The organism is Caballeronia sp. GAFFF2, from assembly GCF_023631485.1.
GTDB lineage: Bacteria > Pseudomonadota > Gammaproteobacteria > Burkholderiales > Burkholderiaceae > Caballeronia.
In genome coordinates, this window is record NZ_JALQDA010000035.1 from 455,116 (window position 1) to 477,568 (window position 22,453).

23 protein-coding genes are annotated in these 22,453 nt (G+C 63.2%); 12 read left to right on the top strand and 11 right to left on the bottom strand.

Annotated elements, in window-relative coordinates; genetic code table 11:
• Positions 1 to 8 precede the first annotated feature (8 nt).
• Genes NCT04_RS28205 through NCT04_RS28230 form a run of 6 tightly spaced genes read left to right on the top strand, consistent with a single transcriptional unit; the run spans position 9 to position 6,272 of the window.
• The gene (locus NCT04_RS28205; RefSeq protein WP_244829787.1) at positions 9 to 1,076 is read left to right on the top strand and encodes a proline racemase family protein; all 1,068 of its coding nucleotides are present in this window, start codon (positions 9 to 11) and stop codon (positions 1,074 to 1,076) included.
• Entirely contained in the window at positions 1,073 to 2,326 is a 1,254-nt protein-coding gene (locus NCT04_RS28210) for an NAD(P)/FAD-dependent oxidoreductase (RefSeq protein WP_250469107.1), read from the top strand. The genes NCT04_RS28205 and NCT04_RS28210 overlap by 4 nt, the downstream gene beginning before the upstream one ends.
• 21 nt (positions 2,327 to 2,347) lie before the next feature.
• Positions 2,348 to 3,250 (top strand): dihydrodipicolinate synthase family protein, encoded by a 903-nt coding sequence (locus NCT04_RS28215; RefSeq protein ID WP_250469109.1) that lies wholly within the window; start codon positions 2,348 to 2,350, stop codon positions 3,248 to 3,250.
• A gap of 13 nt (positions 3,251 to 3,263) precedes the next feature.
• The gene (locus NCT04_RS28220) at positions 3,264 to 4,262 is read left to right on the top strand and encodes a 4-hydroxyproline epimerase (RefSeq protein WP_250469111.1); all 999 of its coding nucleotides are present in this window, start codon (positions 3,264 to 3,266) and stop codon (positions 4,260 to 4,262) included.
• A 16-nt stretch (positions 4,263 to 4,278) separates the two neighbouring features.
• Complete coding sequence (locus tag NCT04_RS28225; protein WP_250469113.1) at positions 4,279 to 5,514, top strand: metal-dependent hydrolase family protein; 1,236 nt, start codon at positions 4,279 to 4,281, stop codon at positions 5,512 to 5,514.
• Between the two features lie 59 nt (positions 5,515 to 5,573).
• Positions 5,574 to 6,272, top strand: a complete 699-nt coding sequence (locus NCT04_RS28230) for a GntR family transcriptional regulator (protein ID WP_244831019.1) — start codon at positions 5,574 to 5,576, stop codon at positions 6,270 to 6,272.
• Here NCT04_RS28230 and NCT04_RS28235 read toward each other — a convergent pair.
• Positions 6,259 to 6,711 (bottom strand): aconitase X swivel domain-containing protein, encoded by a 453-nt coding sequence (locus tag NCT04_RS28235; RefSeq protein WP_250469115.1) that lies wholly within the window; start codon positions 6,709 to 6,711, stop codon positions 6,259 to 6,261. The genes NCT04_RS28230 and NCT04_RS28235 overlap by 14 nt on opposite strands.
• Positions 6,698 to 7,951 (bottom strand): aconitase X, encoded by a 1,254-nt coding sequence (locus tag NCT04_RS28240; RefSeq protein WP_250469117.1) that lies wholly within the window; start codon positions 7,949 to 7,951, stop codon positions 6,698 to 6,700. The genes NCT04_RS28235 and NCT04_RS28240 overlap by 14 nt, the downstream gene beginning before the upstream one ends.
• A 251-nt stretch (positions 7,952 to 8,202) precedes the next feature.
• On the opposite strand from NCT04_RS28240, the gene NCT04_RS28245 reads away from it, so the two are divergent.
• The 3 genes from NCT04_RS28245 to fae all read left to right on the top strand — a co-directional run bounded on the left by NCT04_RS28245 (position 8,203) and on the right by fae (position 10,438).
• The gene (locus tag NCT04_RS28245) at positions 8,203 to 9,318 is read left to right on the top strand and encodes a porin (RefSeq protein ID WP_250469118.1); all 1,116 of its coding nucleotides are present in this window, start codon (positions 8,203 to 8,205) and stop codon (positions 9,316 to 9,318) included.
• A 31-nt stretch (positions 9,319 to 9,349) separates the two neighbouring features.
• Positions 9,350 to 9,730 (top strand): BON domain-containing protein, encoded by a 381-nt coding sequence (locus NCT04_RS28250; RefSeq protein WP_250469120.1) that lies wholly within the window; start codon positions 9,350 to 9,352, stop codon positions 9,728 to 9,730.
• Between the two features lie 174 nt (positions 9,731 to 9,904).
• A complete protein-coding gene (gene fae / locus NCT04_RS28255) occupies positions 9,905 to 10,438 on the top strand; it encodes a formaldehyde-activating enzyme (protein ID WP_244829773.1) in 534 nt (177 codons plus the stop codon).
• A 4-nt stretch (positions 10,439 to 10,442) separates the two neighbouring features.
• On the opposite strand, the gene NCT04_RS28260 is transcribed toward fae, so the two are convergent.
• Complete coding sequence (locus NCT04_RS28260; RefSeq protein WP_250469122.1) at positions 10,443 to 10,952, bottom strand: HVO_A0114 family putative DNA-binding protein; 510 nt, start codon at positions 10,950 to 10,952, stop codon at positions 10,443 to 10,445.
• Entirely contained in the window at positions 10,949 to 11,251 is a 303-nt protein-coding gene (locus NCT04_RS28265; RefSeq protein ID WP_250469124.1) for a toxin-antitoxin system TumE family protein, read from the bottom strand. Before NCT04_RS28265 ends, NCT04_RS28260 begins: the two co-directional genes overlap by 4 nt.
• Before the next feature lie 414 nt (positions 11,252 to 11,665).
• Here NCT04_RS28265 and katG point away from each other — a divergent pair, with 414 nt between their 5' ends.
• Positions 11,666 to 13,927 (top strand): catalase/peroxidase HPI, encoded by a 2,262-nt coding sequence (gene katG / locus NCT04_RS28270; protein WP_250469126.1) that lies wholly within the window; start codon positions 11,666 to 11,668, stop codon positions 13,925 to 13,927.
• Between the two features lie 59 nt (positions 13,928 to 13,986).
• Here the strand turns inward: katG and NCT04_RS28275 are convergent, their stop codons facing one another.
• From NCT04_RS28275 to NCT04_RS28285, 3 genes are all read right to left on the bottom strand, one after another.
• Positions 13,987 to 14,535 carry a DUF4142 domain-containing protein gene (locus NCT04_RS28275; protein ID WP_250469128.1) on the bottom strand — a complete coding sequence of 183 codons (549 nt, stop codon included), beginning with the start codon at positions 14,533 to 14,535 and terminating at the stop codon, positions 13,987 to 13,989.
• A 275-nt stretch (positions 14,536 to 14,810) separates the two neighbouring features.
• Positions 14,811 to 15,644, bottom strand: a complete 834-nt coding sequence (locus NCT04_RS28280) for a class I SAM-dependent methyltransferase (protein ID WP_250469502.1) — start codon at positions 15,642 to 15,644, stop codon at positions 14,811 to 14,813.
• 115 nt (positions 15,645 to 15,759) lie between these two features.
• Entirely contained in the window at positions 15,760 to 16,194 is a 435-nt protein-coding gene (locus NCT04_RS28285) for a GFA family protein (protein WP_250469130.1), read from the bottom strand.
• Between the two features lie 161 nt (positions 16,195 to 16,355).
• Here NCT04_RS28285 and NCT04_RS28290 point away from each other — a divergent pair, with 161 nt between their 5' ends.
• Both NCT04_RS28290 and NCT04_RS28295 read left to right on the top strand, forming a co-directional pair.
• The gene (locus tag NCT04_RS28290; RefSeq protein ID WP_250469503.1) at positions 16,356 to 17,423 is read left to right on the top strand and encodes an AraC family transcriptional regulator; all 1,068 of its coding nucleotides are present in this window, start codon (positions 16,356 to 16,358) and stop codon (positions 17,421 to 17,423) included.
• A 95-nt stretch (positions 17,424 to 17,518) separates the two neighbouring features.
• A complete protein-coding gene (locus NCT04_RS28295) occupies positions 17,519 to 18,343 on the top strand; it encodes an isocitrate lyase/PEP mutase family protein (protein WP_250469131.1) in 825 nt (274 codons plus the stop codon).
• 31 nt (positions 18,344 to 18,374) lie between these two features.
• On the opposite strand, the gene NCT04_RS28300 is transcribed toward NCT04_RS28295, so the two are convergent.
• The 4 genes from NCT04_RS28300 to NCT04_RS28315 all read right to left on the bottom strand — a co-directional run bounded on the left by NCT04_RS28300 (position 18,375) and on the right by NCT04_RS28315 (position 22,323).
• Positions 18,375 to 19,253, bottom strand: a complete 879-nt coding sequence (locus NCT04_RS28300) for an isocitrate lyase/PEP mutase family protein (RefSeq protein WP_250469133.1) — start codon at positions 19,251 to 19,253, stop codon at positions 18,375 to 18,377.
• 34 nt (positions 19,254 to 19,287) lie between these two features.
• Positions 19,288 to 20,679: an MFS transporter gene (locus NCT04_RS28305; protein ID WP_250469135.1), complete on the bottom strand. Its 1,392-nt coding sequence runs from the start codon at positions 20,677 to 20,679 to the stop codon at positions 19,288 to 19,290.
• Between the two features lie 63 nt (positions 20,680 to 20,742).
• A complete protein-coding gene (locus NCT04_RS28310; RefSeq protein WP_250469137.1) occupies positions 20,743 to 21,447 on the bottom strand; it encodes a GntR family transcriptional regulator in 705 nt (234 codons plus the stop codon).
• Between the two features lie 93 nt (positions 21,448 to 21,540).
• Positions 21,541 to 22,323, bottom strand: a complete 783-nt coding sequence (locus tag NCT04_RS28315; protein ID WP_250469139.1) for an IclR family transcriptional regulator — start codon at positions 22,321 to 22,323, stop codon at positions 21,541 to 21,543.
• Positions 22,324 to 22,453 lie beyond the last annotated feature (130 nt).

Below are 22,453 nucleotides of genomic sequence, written 5' to 3' on the forward strand. Positions count from 1 at the left end.
ACTTTCGCATGCGCTGGAGCAGAACTCTCACGGTAGTCAATTGCCACGCCGAAGGCGAAGTGGGCAACGTGGTGACGGGCGGCGTCTTCGACGTGCCCGGCGCCACCATGTTCGACAAGATGATGCATCTCGAAGAAGTGCGCGACGACCTGCGCCGCATCTGCATTTTCGAGCCGCGCGGTTCGGCCAACCAGAGCGTGAACTTTCTATTGCCGCCGACCGATCCGCGCGCGCAGATGGGCTACGTGATCGCGGAATCGACCGAATATCCGGCGATGTCCGGTTCCAACACGATCTGCGTGGCCACCGTGCTGCTCGAAACCGGCATCCTGCCGATGACCGAGCCCGTCACCGAACTCGTGCTCGAAGCGCCCGCCGGTCTCATTCACGTGCGCTGCCGCTGCGAAAACGGCAAGGTGACGCAAGTCGAGTTCACCAATCAACCGGCCTTCGCGAACCATCTGGACAAGACGATCGAGGTCGAAGGCGTCGGCACGCTGACAGTCGATGTCGGCTACGGCGGCATGACCTATGTCATCGTCGATGCGCAAAAGCTCGGCTTTGCCATCACGCCCGACGAAGCGCGCCAACTATGCGAGCTCGGGCAAACGATCAAGGCCGCCGCGGCCGAGCAATTGCCGTCGCCGCATCCGCTGAACCCGAACATCAAGGGCATCACGCAGACCGAATTCGTCATGCCCTTGCGGCGCGAAAACGGCGTCCTGACCTCGCGCAATACCGTGATCGTCTCTCCCGGACGCTGCGACCGCTCGCCATGTGGCACCGGCACATCGGCGCGGCTCGCGGTGATGCACGCGAAAGGGCTGATCGAAGCGGGCGAGCGCTTCGTGCATGAATCGATCATCGGCTCGCGCTTCGAAAGCCGTATCGATTCGCTGACGCAACTCGGCGATGTGCCCGCAGTCGTGCCCGTGGTCGCGGGACAGGCGTGGATCAGCGCGATATCGCAAGTGGGCGTGGATCCGACCGACCGCTATCAGACGGGTTTCACGTTGTCGGACACGTGGCTCGAAGCCGTCGACGACAAGCTCATCAAATCGCGCGCGAAGCCATGAGCCAGCCGCGGCAGGAAATAGCGGATGTGATCGTGGTCGGCGCGGGCGTCGTTGGTTTGTCGTGCGCGTGGGCGCTGCTCTGCGAAGGCGCGAGCGTGACGTTGATCGATCGCGACTTCGAAGGCGACCGCACGTCGCACGGCAACGCGGGCGGTATCGCCGTGTCGGAGAACACGCCGATTGCCGTGCACGGCATGTTCACGCAAGCGGCCAAGTGGCTGATGGACCCGCTCGGGCCCCTCGCGCTCGACTGGAAACACGTGCCAAGCGCGCTGCCGTGGTTCATGGCGTTTCGGCGCGCGGCCGAACCCGCGCGGTTCGACGCCATCTCGCGTGCGCTTTCGCGGCTCAACAATCGCGTATACGAAGACATCTTGCCGATGTTCGACGATATCGGCGCCACCGCGATGCTGTATCGACGCGGCGCGCTTACCGTCTATGAGACCGATGCGGCCTTCGCCGCCGATCAGCCCGAATGGGCGCTCAAGCGCGAACTTGGCGTGCGCTGGCATACGCTGAATCAGGACGAAGTACGCGCCGCCGAGCCAGCGCTTGCGCCGGTGTTCCGGCATGGCGTGTTTCTCGACGACTGGTCGCATATTGGCGATCCGCGCCGGCTCGTGACCTTGCTGCGCGAACGCGTGATGGCGTTGGGGGCGCGCTTCGTGACCGGCGTCGCGCGTGCGCTCGAACCCGCCGACGGCGTTCTGCTCGACGACGGCTCCCGCGTCTTCGGCCGCCGCATCGTCGTGGCGGCGGGCGCGTGGTCGGCGACGCTTGCGAAGTCTGTCGGCGACCGCGTGTTGCTCGACAGCGAACGCGGCTATAACGCGACGCTGCCCAGGCACGGCATTGCGTTGTCGCGCGAAGTGATCTTCGCGGAACGCAAGTTCGTCGCGACGCCGCTGGATATCGGTTTGCGCATCGGCGGGGCGGCGGAATTCGCGGGGCTCGCCGCGCCGCCGAACTATCGGCGCAGCGAGGCGTTGCTTGCGCTCGGCCGGCGCTTTCTGCCCGATATCGACGAAACGGATGCGGTCAACTGGATGGGGCATCGCCCGTCCACGCCGGATTCGCTGCCGGTAATCGGCGTCTCGCCACGCGCGCCATCCGTGGTCTATGCATTCGGACACGGCCATCTCGGTCTGACGCAATCGGCGACCACGGCCGCGCTCGTCGCCGATGTGCTCGGCGAGCGCATGCCGCGCGTGCCCCTCGAACCTTATTCCATCGCACGTTTTCAGCACTGACCAAACGACAGGAGAGAAGAGATGCAAGTCAACTGGCAAGGCGTTTTCCCCGCGGTCACGACCAAACTCACCGCTACCGGCGCGCTCGATCAGGACGCCATCGTGAGCGGGCTGAATCGTCTGCTCGACAACGGCGTAGGCGGCGTCGTGATGATGGGCATGGTCGGCGAGAACGCGCAACTCACGCCCGAGGAAAAGCGCACGGTGCTCAAGCTCGCGGTCGAAACGGTGAACGGCCGCGTGCCCGTGATCTCCGGTCTCGCCGAACTGAACACGGCCAACGCCATGCAGTTCGCAAAGGATGCGGAAGCCATCGGCGTGCAGGGCCTGATGGTGTTTCCGGGCCTCACTTATCGCTCGGACGATAGAGAAACCGTCGAATACTATCGGTCGATTGCGCGCTCGACGAAGCTCGGCCTCATGATCTACAACAATCCGCGCGGGTATGGCGTGGACATGCGGCCCGACTTGCTCGAACAATTGAAGGACGAAGCCAACGTCGTCGCGATCAAGGAAGAAACCTACGATACGACTCGCGTCACCGATCTCTATGCGCGCTTCGGCGACCGCTTCACCGTGTTCTGCGGCGTGGACGATCTCGTGCTGGAATCGGTCGCGCTCGGCGTCAAGGGCTGGGTATCGGGCATGGCCAACGCGGTGCCGCGCGAATCCGTCGAACTGCTCAAGCTCGCCGTGAATGGCGAATACGACAAGGCGCGTGCGCTGTATCGGGCATTGATCGACCTGTTCCATCTGGACACGCACGTGAAACTCGTGCAATACATCAAGCTCGCCGAAAACATCACGGCGGGTTATCCGGAATACGTGAAGGCGCCGCGTCTCGTGCTCGAAGGCGAGGAGCGGCAGCGCACGATCGCGATCGTCGAGAAGGCGCTCGCCAACGTGCGTGCGCTCGCTCAATGAACGGAGCACTAATGTGAAGTCCACGTTCTTCTGTATCGACGGTCATACGTGCGGCAACCCCGTGCGCGTCGTCGCGGGCGGCGCGCCGCCGCTTGCCGGCGCGAACATGATCGAGCGGCGCGCGCATTTTCTGCGCGAGTTCGACTGGATTCGCACCGCGCTCATGTTCGAGCCGCGCGGCCACGAAGTCATGTCCGGCAGCATTCTCTATCCGCCGACGCGCGACGACTGCGATCTCGCGATTCTCTTCATCGAAGTCAGCGGCTGTCTGCCGATGTGCGGACACGGCACCATCGGCACGGTGACGACGGCGATCGAAAACGGTCTTGTGCGGCCGCGCGAGCCGGGCGTCTTGCGGCTCGATACGCCAGCGGGCGTGGTCATCGCGCGTTATCGGGTCAACGGCGAACACGTGGATTCGGTGCAACTCGTCAACGTGCCTTCGTATCTGCATTCGCAGGACCTCTCCGTCGAAGTGGAAGGCTTAGGCGAGATTCGTTTCGATGTCGCTTATGGCGGCAATTTTTATGCGATCGTCGAGCCGCAGCGCAATTTCGAAGGTCTGCACGCGCTCAAGCCATCGGACATTCAGCGCCTGAGCCCGCTGCTGCGGCAGAAGGCCAACGAGAAGTACAGCTTCGTGCACCCGGAAAGCGAGCAGATTCGCGGCCTCAGCCACGTCATGTGGACCGGTGCGCCGACAGTCGAAGGCGCGAGCGCGCGCAACGCGGTGTTCTATGGCGACAAGGCCATCGACCGTTCGCCGTGCGGCACCGGAACCTCGGCGCGCATGGCGCAACTCGTCGCGAAAGGGCGCTTGAAGATAGGCGAGCGTTTCGTGCATGAAAGCATCATCGGGACGCTGTTCGAAGGCGTGCCGGTATCGGCCGCGCGAGTCGGCGAGTACGACGCGATCGTGCCGACCATCGAAGGCTGGGCGCGCATCACGGGCCACAACACTCTCTTCGTCGATGACCGCGATCCCCTGGCCCACGGATTCCTGCTGAAGTGAAAAGGAGCATAACGTCATGCTGATTCTGAAGAACGCACGCGTGCTGGACGCGGAGCACGAACGCGACGACGGCCGCTATTCCGTCGTGATCGATGGCGACACCATCCGCGAAGTCACGCGCGAGCCGGTAGAGGCGAGCGGCGCGCAAGTGATCGATGTCGGCGGCAAGACGGTGATGCCCGGCCTGATCGATTGCCATGTGCATGTCATTGCATCGGTCGCGCATCTCGGCAACAACAGCCGTTTGCCGAACACGTTCGCCGTGCTGCGCGCCGTGCCCATTCTCGCGGGCATGTTGAATCGCGGCTTCACCTCCGTGCGCGACGCGGGCGGCGCGGATTACGCGTTGTCGCGCGCAATCGAGGAAGACGTGATCGCGGGACCGCGCTTGTTCGTCGCGGGCAAGGCGCTGTCGCAAACCGGCGGTCATGGAGACTTCCGCGAGCGCTTCGACAACTCCGACCCGGACCCGTGCGGCTGCAGCCGCAACATGGGCGCGATCGGCCGCGTGGTCGATGGCGTCGATGCCATGCGCAAGGCCGTGCGCGAAGAGATGCGCGCCGGGGCGCATCACATCAAGATCATGGCGTCGGGTGGCGTGGCGTCGCCGACGGACCCTATCGGCAATCTGCAATTCTCCGTCGATGAAGTGAAGGCCGCCGTCGAGGAAGCCGCGTCGCATCAGACCTACGTGATGGCGCATGCGTACACGCCGAAAGCCATCGCGCGCGTGGTGAAGCTCGGAGTGCGGACCATCGAGCACGGCAATCTCATCGATGAAGAAGCCGCCGATGTCATGGCCGAACACGGCGCGTTCGCGGTGCCGACGCTCGTCGTCTATGACGCGATGAACCGCGTCGGCGCGCAGATCGGCATTTCGGCCTTGTCGCTCGAAAAGAACGAAGCGGTGCGCGTGCAAGGGTTGAAGGCGCTCGAACTGCTGCACGAGCGCGGCGTGAAAATGGGCCTCGGCACGGATCTGTTGGGCGAGATGCACGAGTATCAGAGCGACGAACTGTCGATACGCGCGGATATCGTCGGCTCGTTCGAAGCCATTCGCCAGGCCACTGCCGTGGGCGCGGACATCCTCAACATGCAGGGCAAGCTCGGCGTGATCGCGGCGGGCGCGTATGCGGATTTGCTCGTCGTCGACGGCGATCCGCTCAAGGACATTCGCGTCTTGACGGGGCAAGGCGAGCGCATCTCCGGCGTGATGAAAAACGGCGCGTGGGTGCGCGAGAAGCTGCTCTAGGCCGCGTGCTACGATTCCCGCGCCGAATGTCCGCAGCAGAAACCAAGAAGACCCACGCCATGCCATTGGCCGCGCCGAAATCAAGACCCGCCGCCGCGAGCGACGCCACCCGCAAGATCGTGCGCACGACCACGGTCGAACTCGTCACGACCGCTATCCGGCAGCGTATTCTGAGCGGCGATCTCGCGCCCGGAGAAGCGCTGCGGCAGGAAGCGCTCGCGGATGAGCTCGGCGTGAGCCGCGTGCCGATTCGCGAAGCGATCACGCGTCTGACGGGTGAGGGCCTTTTGACGAACGTGCCGCACAAAGGCGCGTACGTGGCGGAGTTGTCGATCGAGGAAGTGCAGGAGACGTTCGAGATTCGCTTGCGTCTGGAGCCGTGGCTGTTTTCCCAAGCCATTCCGCATATCACCGAAGGCGAAATTGCCCGGGCCGAAAATCTCGTCACGGAGATGGACGGCGCGGAATCCGGCATGTGGGGGCAACTCAACTGGCGCTTTCACGAAACGCTCTACGTGCCTGCGCACCGCGATATCACGCTGCAGATGTTGCGCGTGCTGCACGACCGCAGCGACCGCTATTTCCGGTTTCAGGTGAAGCAGGTGCCGATCCGTCAGCAGTCGCACGACGAGCACATGGCGATGGTCGCCGCATGCCGCAAGCGCGATGCGAAACTCGGCGCGAAGCTGCTCGAACAGCATGTGAAGATCGCGGCGCAGCAGATTGTCGCGGTGGTCGAGGCGATCATGGCGCGGTGACGCGAATGCATGCCTCGCGCGTTGGGTCTTCGTGATCCGGTGCGTCGATCTCGAGCATGAATTCGCCTTTGCCTAGCGTGGCGAGCGCGGGTTCATCGACCATGACGACGGGCACGTTCAGCCCGTACAGCTCGTTGGCCGTGATCGCGCCAATGGACAGAATCAGATCGCGCTCGCCAAGCACGATGCCGCACGGCCCCATGCCATTGCGCAAGGCCTCGGCAAGCACGCTGCTGCTCGAACTCGACCCGCGCGCACGCGGCATGACCAGCACGCGCGCGGCGAGACTTCGGCCGCAACCCGCATGCGTCTTGTCGACGATGACGCCGCGCTCTGCGTCGTAGCCGCCCCAGAAACTGAGCGGCGCAAGGGCTATGGAAAGGCCACGCGCCCGGCCCGGAACGAGCACGGTGGCGCTCAAGGAATCAGTTGGCTTCATCGATACACACCTTTCCTTCGAACGCCGAGCGTACGCATTCGTTCATGCTGCCAAAGGCCACCGTCACGCCGATATTCGCGGGCGCGTAATGCGCCCACTTGCCCGAATTGGTCATGACGAGACCGGTGATCTGCTTCATTACCGGCGTGATGTACGTGCAGGTGTCCACGACGATCTGCACGCCGCGCGCGGCCAGCCGCTCCGCCGTGCCGTCGTCTTCCAGTTGCCAGAGCACGTAGCGGCTCGTATTCACGTACAAGTCGCAACGCATGGCGCCTTCGTAGCGGTCGAAGAGCGACAAGAGCGCGCGGAATTCATCGACGGAAAAATGCGGCGTGCCGAGGCTCACGGCGGCGAGCGGAGCGCCGGGTCGGGCCTGATTCCAGCGGCGGCGGATGGCGGCGAGATCGGCGGCGCTCACGCGGACGGTCCGTTCGGGCCTGCGGCCTTGCAGCGCGGCATCGAGCGTCGGCGCTTCGGGCGTGATGCCGACTGCATGAAAAAGCGCCACCGAACCGCTCGATGCCGCCGCCGCGCCGAGCGCCTTGAGTTCGTCTTCGCTGGTGTCGCCGGGCAAACCGGTGATGGCCGCGACCGTGGCGCCCGCTTCGCCGCCCAGCAGAAAACCGAGTGCGGCGAAGTCGGCGTCGCGATGTGACGACGCGTTCAAGTCCGGCGCTTCGATCACCACCCGCGCCGCGCGATTCTCTGTGACATGCAAGCCCGCATGCGGCACGCGGCCGGTAATGGCCGCCGCGAGATCCAGAAAGTCGCCGTAACGGCTGGTGCGCGCGCCGAACACGGAATTGGCGAACACGATGGCATTCGATTCCGCCCACGCGATCTGATCGCCGAGCCGCGGCCGATGCTTCAACTGATACGGCGCGCACGTGAAGCTCGCCTCGCAGCCGAGTTCGAGATGCGCGTTCATCAGGCGCTTCGCCGCGTTGGCCGTTGCCGAATCTCCGCGATACAGCTCCGGGTGAATCAGATCGAGCGAGCCGACATTGAGCGTGGTCGGCACCGCGATCTTCGCGCCGCTCGCGACGAAACGTTCCACGAAGTCGAGACTCGCCGCGCCGTGATACAGACAGCCGTCGATATGCGCGCAGGTGACGTCGATGAGCGCGCTGGCGTCCATGACACGCGCCGTCGCAGCGACGATGCGCATGGCAAGCGCGGGGCCGGCGCCGAAAGCGCCCTGCAGCATGGCGGTGTCGCGGGAGTCGAGGGTGAGCATCGGCGGGGCGTTTTGGTATCGGTTGCAACAGGATAGCGGAATCGCGCGTCGTGCTCAAATCGCGATGCATCTCGATAATAAGACATGCTGAATAATCGGGGTTATCCCATCCCCCACCCTGCAAGGGGGGTCGCCTTGCCGCGCGCCGCTGCAACACTGGCTGCGAAGGGCGATGACGTGGCTGCAATGGCGGTCATCGCCCGATCGCGATGTTTCGCCGCGAATCGGCAGGATATAACCAGGAGACATGCATGCGCTTCAGCAGCAAAGGGCTATGCGCCGCCATACTCGGGCTGACAGCAGGAAGCGCGGCCGCGCAGTCCAGCGTCACGTTGTATGGCGTGGCGGACACGTTTTTCCAGTTTCTCGCCAATGGCGGGCAGCAATCGTGGTCGCTCAGAAGCGGCGGCAATAGCGCCTCGCTGCTCGGCTTCAAAGGCAGCGAAGATCTGGGCGGCGGATTGAAGGCGGTATTCACGCTCGAAGGCGGCTTCAACGTCAACAACGGCACGTCGCAGGTGGACTCGTCCGCCATGTTTTATCGACAGGCCTGGGTTGCCCTGACGCACGAAAAGTACGGTTCGCTGCAAGTCGGGCGTCAGTACCAGCCGACCTTCTGGCTGCTCTATCCGTCGGACCCGTTCCGTGCCAACGAAGCGCTCTCGCCGCTCGCCGCCGCCTCGACGACTGTCGATCGCAATACGCTCGCCACGCAAACGGCTGGCGGGCGTTCGAGCAACGCCATCGTCTACAAGACCCAGAACATGGGAGGTGTCGAGCTGCGGGGCATGTACGCGCTCGCGGCGAGTGTCGCGCAGCCGTACCCGCTGACTACCGGCAACATGCTCGACATCGCCGCGAGTTACACGGGGCACGGCCTCTACGCGGGCGTCGCTTATCAGAATCAGCATCCGGGTTCGAAGACCATGCCGGGCCTGCCCGCCACGCTGCCGACGCTCGGCACGGAGCACTTCACGGGGGCGCTTGCCTATCGCGTCGGGCCGGTGAATTTCCAGTTCAACTACGCCTATCACCGCCCGAAGGATACGCCCGCGGGTTCGCTTGCCGCGCGTCTGAACGCCGGGCATCCGTTCAGCACGATGGAAGCAGGCGCGACGATCCAGGCAACGCCCGCCGACACCATCGAGATCGCGGCCATGCAGCGCGTCGCGCGTGGCGTGCACGACAACGCGTGGCTCGTGCAAGCGGGCTTCGATCACAGCATTTCCAAGCGCACGGCGTTCTACGGGCGCGCGGGCTTTCTCAAGAACAACGGCACGTCGACGGCGGGCTGGCCGGGTATCTCGCCGAACGGGCTCAATGCAACGGAAACGCTGGTCGCGGCTGGCATGACGCATCGGTTCTGAGTAAGCGCTGATTTTCACATGAGAGGTGGTTATGGTTCTGATTCGAATTGGAGTGCGCGCGACGGCAGCGGCGCTCGCATGTGTCGGCATGGCATCGGTGTGTGCGTTCGCGCAGGGCGGCGCCGCGAAATTTGCGTCGCCCGCAAGCGTGACAGTGGCTTCGGCGGTAACGGGCGCGGCGGCGTCATCGTCGAAAGCTGCGGACCGCGCGCTCGTGCGGCGAGTGCTCAATGCGCTCGAGAAAGCGAAAGGCTTGCGCGCGAGCGGCATCACCGTGCGAGCGAATAACGGCGCCGTAGTGCTGGAGGGATGGGTGCCGGAGACGGCGCAGGTCGATCTGGCGACGCATATCGCGGAAGGCGTGCCGGGCGTGAAGTCCGTGCAGAACACGTTGACGTTGTCGACGTTCTGAGCAGGTCGCGCTTGTCGCGAGATGGACAAAGTGTCACGCTGAGCGGTTACTGTTTTGGTACAGCCAGCGCGTGATCGTCGATCGGTAAAGCGCCTCGGGCTCCGGATCTGTTCTGGCATCGTCCTTGCATTGGCTGTTCTCCTTCGACCACTTCGAGCCCTGCAAGGAGACACCATGAGTCTGGACCTGACGTTTCGCGCCGGCGAGGCCACCGTTTTTGCCGCCCCCGGACAAGCCACCGACGCAATGCCCGAAATCCTGATCGGCCGCGTGGATGGGCCGGTCGGTCACGCCTTCGCCAACATGATGGCGCAGTCGAAAGGGCATACCGCCATGTTCGCCATCCGCGCGTGCAACCAGTTGGTGCGTCCCGCGACGATCATCGTCCCGAAGGTCACGCTCAAGGACATGGCGAATATCGACCTGTTCGGCGGCGTGGTGCAATCCGCGACGGCGGACGCAGTGGTCGATTGCTTGATCGAAGGCATCTTGCCGAAGGATCAGGCCAACGATCTGTGCATCATCAGCCTCGTGTGGATCGACCCGCGCTGCGCCACCGACGCGAACCTCGACAAGAAAGACATGTATCGCACGAATTACGAAGCGACCAAGCTCGCCATTCAGCGTGCGATGAATAACGAGCCCAGCGTTGAGACGCTCATTGCAAATCGGCACAGCATCAAGCACGACATGGACGACTGGAGTTAGGTGGCTAGCGATTACCCGCCGGTCGTGCGCTTGCGGCGCGCTTGCGTGATACGCGTGGTGCGGGTGATGTGCGTGGCGTACTCGGCGCACGTTGAGGCAAGGCCGCGCGATCTTCGACAACAGGCGCGGCTGCCGACTCGCGCTCGCTCGCCAACGGCGATAAGTCTGCCGCCTTCAGTTTGAAATTCACGTGCACGGTGTCGTAGGGAAAGACAATCGCGCCGTTCGCATCGTTTTCCATGAGGCCGGCTTGCAAAAGCGCTTGTACATCGCGATGCACGCCGTTCACATCGCGCTCGAGCCGGCGGGCGAGCTCGCGGATGGACATCGGCCCCGCGCCCGTCATCACGCGAATGATGCGCCAGCGCGGCGTGGTGAAGGTGCGAAAGAGGAGCTCGGGCGTGGCGTAGGAGAAGTTGCGGCCGTGGAGGGGTTTGCCGTTTTTCACTGCCGCGAGAATCTGCTCGGTGACTTCATCGAGCGAGGAGATTCCGATCGTCGCAGTTTTCTTCATCTTGACCTCCATCTATTCCATATATTCACATCCGCTTGAAAGTCGGCAAGCAGTCTTTCGATCGTGGAGAACATGTAGGGCGTTTCGTTACCTACGAAATGGCGATGGTCGCCCTTATCTCGCTCGTTGTCGTAACGCAGCACGCACTGGCCGGAAACCACGTAAGCAAGACGATACTTGTAAAGGTGCCGGCATCCCGGTACAGGATGCGGAAGCCGCCAGATGACCGTTTCGGCAAACCCGCTCGCAGTGATGGCGCTACGGCGATCTTCAATCAAAACCGCTTTGGTGTTGGACATTTTGACAACGCCTCAGTGTGTTGTCAAATGGTCCAACATCGCCGACTTGGTGCCTATTTCCCGAATGGACGACTTGACGTAACGCCAGGGCGTCGGACCGTCGCTCACACTCCACCTGCAAATTCTCGCGAGCCTCGCTATTCTTATAGGGGCGTTCTATCGGCGGCATTGCCACAAATGCATTTCATCTGCCGACGGCTCTCACATATATTGTTGGATGCCGCCGGCTGTCATCGACACGATGCTTGTGCGACGCACCATGTCAGACGCGTGACGCCAACGAATGATCGGCGGCAACCTGAATCCAAGGTCGGACCCATCGACACAGCCGGCGCTTTCTTCGTCCACACGGGACCACGCGTCGGCGCCATGTAAAACAAGCAAGCAGAGGCAAGTCCCCCAAGGAGGTAACGCATGTCAAACGAATCGAAGTGTCCGTTCAATCACACCGCTGGCGGTGGCACGACGAACCGTGACTGGTGGCCAAAACAGTTGCGCGTGGACCTGCTCAGTCAGCATTCGAACAAGTCCAATCCGCTCGACAGCAACTTCAATTACGCGGAAGCTTTCAAGAGTCTCGATCTCGCGGCAGTCAAGCAAGATCTCGCCGCGCTCATGACCGACTCGCAGGAGTGGTGGCCCGCCGACTTCGGCCACTACGGTCCGCTTTTCATCCGCATGGCATGGCATAGCGCGGGCACGTATCGCACCGGCGATGGACGCGGAGGCGGCGGGCGCGGTCAGCAACGTTTCGCGCCGCTCAATAGCTGGCCGGACAATGTCAGTCTCGACAAGGCACGACGCCTTCTTTGGCCGATCAAGCAGAAATACGGTCAGAAAATCTCGTGGGCTGACCTGCTGATTCTCACCGGCAACGTCGCGCTCGAAACCATGGGCTTCAAGACGCTCGGTTTCGCGGGCGGTCGCGAAGATACGTGGGAGCCGGACCAGGACGTCTACTGGGGCAACGAAAAAACCTGGCTCGGCGGCGATGTCCGCTATGGCAAGGGCGCGGCCGGCAAGGACGACGATGAAGGCGTGATCACGGCCGATGCGCAAATGCACGGCATCGAACAAAGCCGCACGGATGGCGGGCGCGACCTGGAAAATCCGCTTGGCGCGGTACAGATGGGCCTGATCTACGTCAACCCGGAAGGCCCGGATGGCAACCCCGATCCGCTTGCGGCAGCGCATGATATTCGCGATACCTTCGGCCGCATGGCCATGAACGACGAAGAAACCGTCGCGCTGATCGCGGGTGGCCACACCTTCGGGAAGACGCACGGCGCGGGTCCGTCGGATAACGTGGGCGCGGAGCCGGAAGGCGCCGAACTTGAAACCATGGGCCTCGGCTGGAACAGCACGTTCGGCACGGGCCGTGGCGCGGACACCATCACGAGCGGTCTCGAAGTCACCTGGACCTCGACGCCGACGCAATGGGGCAACGGCTTCTTCGAGAACCTTTTCGGCCACGAATGGGAACTCACCAAGAGCCCGGCGGGCGCGAATCAGTGGATCGCCAAAGATTCGGCGGAGACCATTCCACACGCGCACGATGCGTCGAAAAAGCTGCGGCCGACCATGCTGACCACGGACTTGTCGCTACGCTTCGATCCGGCTTACGAGAAGATCTCGCGCCGCTTCAAGGACAACCCGCAAGAGTTCGCCGATGCCTTCGCGCAGGCGTGGTTCAAGCTCACGCACCGCGACATGGGACCGCGTGCGCGCTATCTCGGGCCGGAAGTGCCGCAGGAAGAGTTCGTCTGGCAGGACCCGATTCCCGCGCTCGATCATCCCGTGATCGACGAGCAGGATGTGGCCGCGTTGAAGCAGAAAATCGCGTCGGCAGGGTTATCGGTCGGGGAACTGGTGACGACCGCGTGGGCATCGGCTTCGACGTTCCGTGGCTCGGACAAGCGCGGCGGCGCGAACGGTGCGCGTATTCGTCTCGCGCCGCAAAAAGACTGGGCAGTCAATCAGCCGGCGCAACTGGCGAAGGTGCTGAAGGCGCTCGAAGGCATTCAGGGCGAGTTCAACGGCGCGCAGTCGGGCGGCAAGAAAGTGTCGATTGCCGATCTGATCGTGCTTGCGGGCGGCGTGGGTATCGAGCAGGCCGCGGACAAGGCGGGGCACAAGGTGAGCGTGCCGTTCAAGCCGGGCCGCATGGATGCGTCGCAGGATCAGACGGACCTGGAATCGGTCGGCATGCTCGAACCCGCCGCCGATGGCTTTCGCAACTATCTCAAGCAGAAGTACGGCGTGCCGGCGGAAGCGTTGCTGATCGACAAGGCGCAGTTGCTGAACCTGACCGCGCCTGAAATGACCGCGCTCGTCGGTGGCTTGCGCGTCTTGAACGTGCGCGCCGGGACCGAGACGCACGGCGTGTTCACGGACAAGCCGGAGACGCTGACCAACGACTTCTTCCGCAACTTGCTCGATATGGAAACGGAGTGGACGCCGATCACGGAAGCGCGTGACGCGTTCGAAGGCGCCGATCGCAAGACCGGCGCGGTGAAGTGGACGGGAACGCGCGTCGACCTGATCTTCGGTTCGCATGCGCAACTGCGCGCGCTCGCCGAAGTCTATGCAAGCGAAGACGGCAAGGAGAAGTTCGTGCGCGACTTCGTGGCGGCGTGGACGAAGGTGATGAATGCAGACCGCTTCGACCTGAAGTAATCGCTGCAAAGCGTTGTTCGACGAACGCGGTGGCCTTTCCGGGCCGCCGCGTTTTTTTGTCAATGCGAAAAGCCCGGACGATCGAGCGCCAGTTGCAGCCTGTGCGCCTGATCCAGTTGCAGAATGAAGGACGGACGCGAGCGCACGAGCAACGTCTTGAGATCGGCGCTTGTAGTCGAACGGATGAAGCCATCCACGGACTTCACGAGCTGTTGCAGGAAGAAGACTTCGCGGTTCAGATAAGTAAGGTCGAAATCACGGGCATCGGCGTTGTCGAGGGTTTGCAGGTCATCGCGCGTTTGTCGTGTCAGGTCGTCGCTTACGCCGCTTGGCTGCGCCTCTGCGCCGAGTCTTTGCAACAGCGCCAAGCCTTCCTGATAGACCTGTCCGTGTTCCGAGACCATCCGGCTCGCGAAGCTCTGCACGCTGCGCGATTGCGTCCGGCGCAACGCAAGCTGACCGGTCGCAATCTCGGCCTGATTCGCAACGAGCAGAATGCCGAGCATCTGCGCATCGGACGGACGCGAGGATTGAGCGAACGCGTGAAGCGAAGCGAGCAGCAGCAAGAGCGCGCTCGCAACGGTTCTGATGGTGATCGCCTGTCTCATGGATATCGGGCCCTTTGCGGCATTCGCGCCTCGCAGGGTAGCACCTGACGGAATAACACACGATGACCGCACCGGTTTCGCCGCGCACGCGAGCGTGGCGAAACCGGCCTAAACACCCAGCCCTAAAGTCGACAACGCGAACCGCCATCCGAAGAAACATACCGACGAGCAGAGCGGCAGCGCCAGAAGCACGTGGCCGTATCGAAGGCCGAACAGGCAGACGGACGACCACAGGCGCGAGCCGCAGTCGAAAAGCCGGCGGCGTTTTGAGCCTTTCACAGCCGCGTCACCACGACTTCGAGGTACTCGCTTGGCAGCACGAGCGTCGCGTCGCCCGAACGATTGCGGCTCTCGATCAGCGCCATCATCTCACCTAGAAACGCCGCCTGACGCTCGCCTTCGAGTGCGCCGATAGCCTTGTTCATCGGCCCGTAATACGTGCGGAACACGTCCATGAAATGCGCGGCCGAGCGATACCGAAACGTGAAATCACGACTCGTCGCGACGATTTCCTGCGCGCTGCCGTCGAACAGCGCGTCGAGCCGCGCCTTCGTGCCCCAGAGCGCAGGCGACGTCACGCCGGCTGGCGGCGCAATGTATTTGCCGATCGTCTTGAACACTTGTCCGATGAAACTCTCCGGCGTCCAGTTCGCGAGCCCGATCTTGCCGCCTGGTTTGCACACGCGCGCAAGTTCGCGGGCCGCCTTGGCTTGATCGGGCGTGAACATTACGCCGAACGTGGACATCACGATATCGAACGATGCGTCGGCGTAGGGTAGCGCTTCCGCGTCCGCTTCCTGAAACTGCACGGCGAGCCCTTCAGCCGTGGCGCGGGCGCGGCCTGCATCGAGCAACGCGGCGACGTAATCGGTCGACGTGACATCGCACCAGCGGCGCGCGGCGGCGAGGGTCGCGTTGCCGTTGCCGGCGGCGACGTCGAGCACGCGGCTGCCCGCGCGCAAGTCGAGCGCTTCGCAAAGATTCTCGCCGACGATCTGCAGCGTGGTGCCGACGACGGCGTAGTTGCCCGTCGACCAGGCGGCTTGTTGACGAACCTTGACGGCGGCGAGGTCGGCGGCGGGCGAGAAAGCGGGATCGGCTGCGGTCATGACGAACTCCTGAAAAGGCAAGGGCAGCGATGCGACATGCATGATGTGCTGCTGTTCCGATGGCGCCGCGATATCGCAATCGAGACTGCCCGCGCGGCAACGGGCAATCTAGCGATCATTCGGCCACGCTCACGCCCGAGCCGCCCAATTCGGCTGGAAAGTCCTTCAGTTTGGGCAAGCCGTCTTTCATGCGCAACACCGTTTCGGCGTAATTGACGTGCACACCGGCTTCGTAGGGAAAGTCCGTCAGGTTGGCGGCGAAGACATCGACGAGCCCGAGCCCCGGATGTTCCGTGAAGAGATGACCGCCGCAGTTCCTGCACCATTTGCGATAGCTGTTCTCGGTCTTGTTGTAAGTGCCGATATCATCCGCGCCGCGCGTCACTTCCAATGCCTCGGGCTGCCAGAGCGTGAAGGCGTTGAGCGGGCTTGCCGACCAGCTTCGGCACGACGCGCAATGGCAGTAGCCCATGCCTTCTGGTTTTCCATGTACCGTGAATTGCACTGCACCGCAAAAACATTGACCGCGATATTCCTCTGCCTGACTCATGCCGTCCTCCTGTTTCGTGGATGCGCGTCTCGTCCGACGAACCGTTTCGTGTTCGTTGTTGCAAGGTCGCATGAGTGCTAGTATCAGCACGCGAGCCGGCTTATGGAATGACCACGCGTCCAGATATTTTGCGCAGGACGCCGAAACTGATGGGCGCCTACATGGATGCGCTTTCCGACGTGCTTCGCCTCGTGCGTCTCGGCGGGGCGGTTTATCTAAATGGCGAATTCACAGCGCCCTGGTGCGTCTTCGGCCACGCCACGCCCGACTTGTGCGCGACGTTTCTGCCGCGCACCGAGCGCATCGTCTCGTATCACCTCATCACGGAAGGCAGTTGCTGGGCCTCGCTTACAGGCGACCCCGCTTCCGCCATTCACGTGAGCGCGGGTGAATTGCTTGTCGTGCCTCAGGGCGAAGCGCATCTGATGGGCAGTTCGCTCGAACTCACGCCCGCGTCGGCAAGCGCCATGCTCTCGAAGTATCTGGAAACGTCGCCGGGCGAAGTGATGAAGCTGAGTTATGGCGGAGGCGGCGCGCACACGCGCCTGATCTGCGGCTTTCTCGCTTGCGACGATACCCTGACCAATCCCGTGCTCGCGGCACTGCCGCGCTTGTTCAAGGTCGACATGCGCAACGACCCGCAATCGGCGTGGCTCGAAACATCGCTCAAACTCGCGGCTGTCGAGGCCGCCGAATGTCGCGTCGGCAGCGCGATCGTGCTGGCGCGATTGTCGGAACTGCTTTTCGTGGAAGCGGTGCGGCGCTGCATCGACGCATTGCCGGACGATCGCAAAGGCTGGCTCGCGGGCGTGAGTGATCGTTTCGTGGGACGCGCGCTCGCGTTGCTGCACGCGCAGCCGGCACACGGCTGGACCGTCGATGAACTCGCGCGCAAGGCAGGCCTCTCGCGTTCCGCGCTGGCGCAGCGCTTCACCCAACTGCTCGGCCAGCCGCCTATGCAATATCTTGCGCGCTGGCGTCTGCAGATTGCCGCGCAGGAATTGCGCAACGGGACCAGCTCGCTTGCGGCCGTCGCCGAGCAAGTGGGTTATGAATCCGAGGCGGCGTTCAATCGCGCGTTCAAGCGCGAGTTCGGCACGCCGCCCGCGAGTTGGCGACGCAATCTTGGCCTGGCGGATGCGAGCGATTCGCTGGCCGATATGGAAGATGTCGGCGACGCGCTCGCCGTCAGAGCCGCGGGCGGTTCGGCCGAAGGCCAGATCGCGTAGCGGTTGCGCGAGAAGCGAGCGCATTGCTTGGGCCTTGCCCTTGCGCTTCATCTCCAACCGCAAGATCATGGGCGACCAACCAGGGAGACACGCTCATGCCTCGCACCGTCGCCGAAAAACGCTCGGCCTTCCGCGCACTTCATGATTCCGGCTGCTTCGTCTTGCCCAATCCATGGGACATCGGCAGCGCGCGATACCTCGAAACACTGGGCTTCAAGGCGATCGCAACGACGAGTTCCGGCTTTGCCTGGTCCAAGGGTCACGCCGACAACACGGTCGAGCGCGACGCCGTTCTCGCGCATCTGAAGGAACTGGTCGATGCCACCGACCTTCCCGTCAACGCGGACTTCGAAAGCGGCTTTGGCAAGACGCCGCAAGAGATTGCAGCGAGCGTGAAGCTGGCGTTAGCGACCGGCGTGGCGGGACTATCGATCGAAGATTCCACCGGCGATGAATCCGCGCCCTTGTTCGCCATCGATGTCGCGGCGGAGCGCATGAAGGCCGCACGCCGCGCCATCGACGAGAACGGCGGCGACACGTTGCTGATTGGCCGCGCCGAGAATTTTTTCGCGGGCAAACCGGACCTCGACGATGCCATCGCGCGTCTGAAGGCCTACGCCGAAGCCGGCGCCGATTGCCTCTACGCGCCCGGCATCAAGACGCGCGAGCAGATTGCGGCGGTGGTTGCGGCCGTCGCGCCGAAGCCCGTCAATCTGCTGATTGGCTCGGCATCCGATTTCACGCTTGCCGATGTCGCCGCGCTGGGCGTACGGCGCGTGAGCGTCGGCGGCGCGCTGGCACGCGCGGCCTGGGGCGGCGTCATGCGCGCGGCGGAAGGCCTCGTGGAAGGGCGCTTCGACGGCTTCGCGGATGCCGCGCCCGGCGACAAGCTCAACGGCATCTTCAAGCCGCGCGCATGAGGCGCATGACGCGTTCGAGTGCGCGGACGAATCAATCCGCGTGCTCGCGATCGAACGCCCACACTTGCGCGAAGCCCATCAACTCGCACATGTCCGAGAACGGATACATCGCGTCCTTCGCGCCTTCGGTGCTCTTCTTCGCGAGGATCTGGCCGTACACATCCTTGAGAGCCTTCGCGACCGTGAGGAAGCCGGACGCCGGATAAATCGCCAGCGAGAAGCCGAGCTTCTGCAATTCATCGGGCGCGAGTTGCGGCGTGCGTCCGCCTTCCACTACGTTCACGAGCAAGGGCATATCGAAGGCGCGGCCGATCTTTTCCAGCTCCTCCACGCTTTCCGGCGACTCGATGAACAATACATCGGCGCCTGCCTTCGCATAGGCTTCGCCACGGCGCAACGCTTCGTCGAGTCCGAGCGACGTACGCGCATCCGTGCGCGCGACGATCTGAAACCCGTCATCGGTACGGCTCTCGACCGCCACCTTGATCTTGCGCACCATGTCTTCGAGCGGAATCACGCGGCGTCCCGGCGTGTGGCCGCACTTTTTCGGGAATTCCTGATCTTCGAGCTGAATGCCCGCCGCGCCCGCCTGTTCGTAACCGCGCACCGTATGCGCGACGTTCAGCAAGCCGCCGTAGCCGGTGTCGCCATCGCAGATCATCGGCGTGTTCGTGCCGCCGCAAAACGCCGCGACGCGATTCACCATGTCCGTATAGGTCGCGAGTCCCGCATCGGGCAAGCCCAGATAGGACGCGACCGTGCCGAAGCCCGTCATGTAGAGACAATCGAAGCCCATTGAATCGGCCATCTTCGCGGAGATCATGTCGAAGATGCCGGGCGCCGTCACGATTTCCTTCTGCGCGAAACGTGCCTTCAATGCCTGCCGTTTAGCCTGACTGGTGGTGTTCATAGCGTGTCCTTGTGTGAAGTTCGACGTTGCAGAGTCAATGATGCGATTCGCGCGATAACGTCAGCGCGGCGTCGGCGTCCGTATCGAGCGTCGGCGCGATCTCTTCGAGCGAGCGCTTGTTCGTTTCGATGCCGAAGACCGCGAGCACGACGGCCATCACCACGCACGCGCCGATGATCATCGACAACACGTCCTTGATGCCGCCCGTCGCGTACATCACTACGACGAGCTGCGGCGCGAAAATGCCGGTGATGCGGCCCGCGCATCCGGCTATGCCATTTGCGCGCATGCGGTTTTCGGTCGCGAAGAGTTCGGGGATATACGTGGCAATGCCGAGCGCGACCATGAGATACGTCAGCGTGAAGAGGATGAAGCCGAGAAGCGTCGCCATTTCGACACTGGTCGAATGGCTGTACAACCAGCCGATGACCGCGGCGAGCGCGGCCACCGCGATCAAACCGTTCTTGCGGCCGATCCTGTCCGCGATCAGCACGCCGACGAGCGCGCCCGCCGGGCCGCCGAGCGACATCAGCGTGGTGTATCCGAGCGACGAAGCCATGCCGATGCCTTGCTTCATCAGGAACGTGGGCACCCACACGATGAAGCCGTAGATCACCATGTTCACCGCGACCTGCACGACGATCGAAACGAACGTGCGGCGAATCAGTGCGCCCGAAAACAGCTCGATGAGCGTGGTTTTCTTGGTGATGGCGCGCGGTAGGTCGGCAATCGGCGGCAAGGGACGCACGCGCGCCGACTCTTCCTCGGCGGCGCGCAGGATTGCTTCGGCCTCGTCGTAACGGCCTTTCGATTCGAGCCAGCGCGGCGACTCGGGCATCTTCTTGCGGATGACCCAGACGATCATCGCGCCCACGCCAACGATAGCGAACATGGCGCGCCAACCGATGGTCGGAATGATCAAATAGCCGAGGAAGGTCGAAAAGAACAGCGCCGAATTGGTGATGAGCGACAGATACGCCGACCATTTGCCGCGCACGGCGGGTGGCATGAATTCGCCGACCGATCCATAACCGACGACGATCTCCGCGCCAAGTCCCAGGCCCATGAAGAACCGGCAGACGATGAGCCAGGTCATGTTCGGGGCAAACGCGCCCGCAATCGACGCGAGCCCGAAGACCGCGAGATTGAACTGATACGTGAACTTGCGGCCCTTGGCGTCGCCGAGCACGCCCGCGGTGAACGCGCCGAGCAACATGCCGATGAACGTCGACGATAAAAACGCCGCGTTCAGATGCATGGACGACCAGCCGGTCTTCGAGAGCGCGCCGAGCACGCCGCCCGCGAGATAGATATCGAAGGAATCGAGGAACATGCCCGCGCCGATCAGCCAGAGCACGCGCTTGTGGAACCCGGAAATGGGCAGGCGGTCCAGACGCGGACCGGCGTTCACCGTACTTGGCTGCATGTCGTGTCTCCGATGTCTTTCGTGTGCGACGGTTTTTTATCGACGGTGCAAGGGGCAACAACGCTACGGACTGAGATGCTCCCGCTCGTGGCGGTCCAGCACGGCCTTTTCGGCGGCCATGATGTGACAGCGCGTGATGGCTTCCGCCCACACCGCATTGCGCTGTTCGAGCGCGAGCACGATCTCGAAGTGCTGACGCGCGCTGCGTTCGCGGTCTTCGTCGCTGTAGGCGTCGAAGGTCCATTTGATGAGCGGCGTTTCCTTCATCGACTTGAGCGACCGGTCGAGCCGCGCGTTGTTCGCGGCGGCGGTGACGATGGCGTGGAATTCGCCGTTCGCGGTGAACCATGCCTCGCACGATTCGGCCGTGGACGGACGATGCGTAATGGCGAGCATGGCGTCCGCCAGCGTGCGAAGGCGCTCGATATCGGCAGGCTCGATCTTGAGTGCGGCGCGCCCCGCTAGATACGGCTCGATCAAGAGACGCGACTCGAAAATTTCGCGCGCGTCCTGCAGGGTCCACGCCTTGACGCGCACACCGTAGTTCGGACGCGTTTCGACCCAGCCTTCGGCGTCGAGTCTTCGCAACGCTTCGCGCACCGGCGTGCGGCTCACGCCCAAACTCTTGGCGAGTTGTTCCTCGCGCAGATACTGGCCCGCGCCGTACTCGTTGCCGGCAAGCGCGCGCTTGATGGCGAGATAGACGTCATCGCCAGGACGAGACGTATCAGGCGTGATTGTATGCAAAGCGGCGCTTATGACAGCCATCGAGGCCCCTTTATGGGAGTGAACGGGATTCATTGTATGCAATGTGCCGCAAATGAAACGTGGGGATTTCCCGCAGCATCACGCGACCGAACGTTACCGAACGCGCCCAAAAAGCGGTGACGCAAGACTCGCCGCTGCCAGTTCGCCGGCGGCCGCAAGCAACGTCGAGCCAAGCGCGGCCATGCGCTTCTCGGTGAGCCGCACGGCCGGCCCGGCGATGCTGATGACGCCGATTGCCGGATAACCACGCCGCTGCACGGGCGCCGCCATGGCCGTCATGCCGGGCGCGAAGACTTCGTAGATGGTCGCGTAGCCGCGCATGCGGGCGGCGTGCACGAATTCGAGCAAACCCGTCACCGTGGTCGGCGCGCGCGGGCCGTATTGCTTCGGCGCGCCGAAGCCTTGCCGCGTCACGAGTTCGAGCGCGCGTTCGTCGCTCATGGTCATCATCCAGGCGTGGCCGGTGGCGCTGCAAGACAAGACCGTGTCCATGCCCATGTCCGGGTCGTAGCGCAGGCCCTTGAGCGCGCCTTGCGACTTCGCGACCCACGTCAGCCGGTCGCCATCGACGATTGCGAGCCGCACCAGTTCGCCCGAGCTTTCCGCGAGCCGGTCGAGCATGCTCTGCGCGATATCGACGATGCCCGACGTTGCCAGATAGCTGAGGCCGAGCCCGACGAGCTTGGTCGTGAGCACGTAGTCGCCGTGTTCGCGCAATTGCCGCACGTAGCCGCACTGCTTGAGATCGACTAGCAGCCGATGGCACGCGCTACGTGGAATTTCGAGTTGATCGGAGATCATCGCGAGCGGCGTGCCTTCCATTTGCGTCGCGAGGAATTCGAGGACGGAAAGCGTTCGTTCGGTGACGCCGGGCATGGGTTTTACCTATCGTTCGAGTCGATGATTCGCGCATGATTGCATATTGCGGGAAGAGATTCCACGCTGGAACGGTATCCCACCCGGCGCTGTTAATCTGTGCGCCACATCGTTTTATCGGGATACGACG

Excerpts from the sequence above, each read along its gene's own strand:
- NCT04_RS28310 (WP_250469137.1), bottom strand. The coding sequence starts at position 21,447 with ATGGCTGTCATAAGCGCCGCTTTGCATACAATCACGCCTGATACGTCT.
- NCT04_RS28250 (WP_250469120.1), top strand. The coding sequence starts at position 9,350 with ATGGTTCTGATTCGAATTGGAGTGCGCGCGACGGCAGCGGCGCTCGCA.
- NCT04_RS28235 (WP_250469115.1), bottom strand. The coding sequence starts at position 6,711 with ATGAAGCCAACTGATTCCTTGAGCGCCACCGTGCTCGTTCCGGGCCGG.
- NCT04_RS28315 (WP_250469139.1), bottom strand. The coding sequence starts at position 22,323 with ATGCCCGGCGTCACCGAACGAACGCTTTCCGTCCTCGAATTCCTCGCG.
- NCT04_RS28240 (WP_250469117.1), bottom strand. The coding sequence starts at position 7,951 with ATGCTCACCCTCGACTCCCGCGACACCGCCATGCTGCAGGGCGCTTTC.
- NCT04_RS28280 (WP_250469502.1), bottom strand. The coding sequence starts at position 15,644 with ATGACCGCAGCCGATCCCGCTTTCTCGCCCGCCGCCGACCTCGCCGCC.
- NCT04_RS28285 (WP_250469130.1), bottom strand. The coding sequence starts at position 16,194 with ATGAGTCAGGCAGAGGAATATCGCGGTCAATGTTTTTGCGGTGCAGTG.
- NCT04_RS28295 (WP_250469131.1), top strand. The coding sequence starts at position 17,519 with ATGCCTCGCACCGTCGCCGAAAAACGCTCGGCCTTCCGCGCACTTCAT.
- NCT04_RS28210 (WP_250469107.1), top strand. The coding sequence starts at position 1,073 with ATGAGCCAGCCGCGGCAGGAAATAGCGGATGTGATCGTGGTCGGCGCG.
- NCT04_RS28260 (WP_250469122.1), bottom strand. The coding sequence starts at position 10,952 with ATGAAGAAAACTGCGACGATCGGAATCTCCTCGCTCGATGAAGTCACC.
- NCT04_RS28275 (WP_250469128.1), bottom strand. The coding sequence starts at position 14,535 with ATGAGACAGGCGATCACCATCAGAACCGTTGCGAGCGCGCTCTTGCTG.
- NCT04_RS28215 (WP_250469109.1), top strand. The coding sequence starts at position 2,348 with ATGCAAGTCAACTGGCAAGGCGTTTTCCCCGCGGTCACGACCAAACTC.
- NCT04_RS28300 (WP_250469133.1), bottom strand. The coding sequence starts at position 19,253 with ATGAACACCACCAGTCAGGCTAAACGGCAGGCATTGAAGGCACGTTTC.
- NCT04_RS28245 (WP_250469118.1), top strand. The coding sequence starts at position 8,203 with ATGCGCTTCAGCAGCAAAGGGCTATGCGCCGCCATACTCGGGCTGACA.
- NCT04_RS28265 (WP_250469124.1), bottom strand. The coding sequence starts at position 11,251 with ATGTCCAACACCAAAGCGGTTTTGATTGAAGATCGCCGTAGCGCCATC.
- NCT04_RS28225 (WP_250469113.1), top strand. The coding sequence starts at position 4,279 with ATGCTGATTCTGAAGAACGCACGCGTGCTGGACGCGGAGCACGAACGC.
- NCT04_RS28205 (WP_244829787.1), top strand. The coding sequence starts at position 9 with ATGCGCTGGAGCAGAACTCTCACGGTAGTCAATTGCCACGCCGAAGGC.
- NCT04_RS28305 (WP_250469135.1), bottom strand. The coding sequence starts at position 20,679 with ATGCAGCCAAGTACGGTGAACGCCGGTCCGCGTCTGGACCGCCTGCCC.
- NCT04_RS28290 (WP_250469503.1), top strand. The coding sequence starts at position 16,356 with ATGGATGCGCTTTCCGACGTGCTTCGCCTCGTGCGTCTCGGCGGGGCG.
- katG (WP_250469126.1), top strand. The coding sequence starts at position 11,666 with ATGTCAAACGAATCGAAGTGTCCGTTCAATCACACCGCTGGCGGTGGC.
- fae (WP_244829773.1), top strand. The coding sequence starts at position 9,905 with ATGAGTCTGGACCTGACGTTTCGCGCCGGCGAGGCCACCGTTTTTGCC.
- NCT04_RS28230 (WP_244831019.1), top strand. The coding sequence starts at position 5,574 with ATGCCATTGGCCGCGCCGAAATCAAGACCCGCCGCCGCGAGCGACGCC.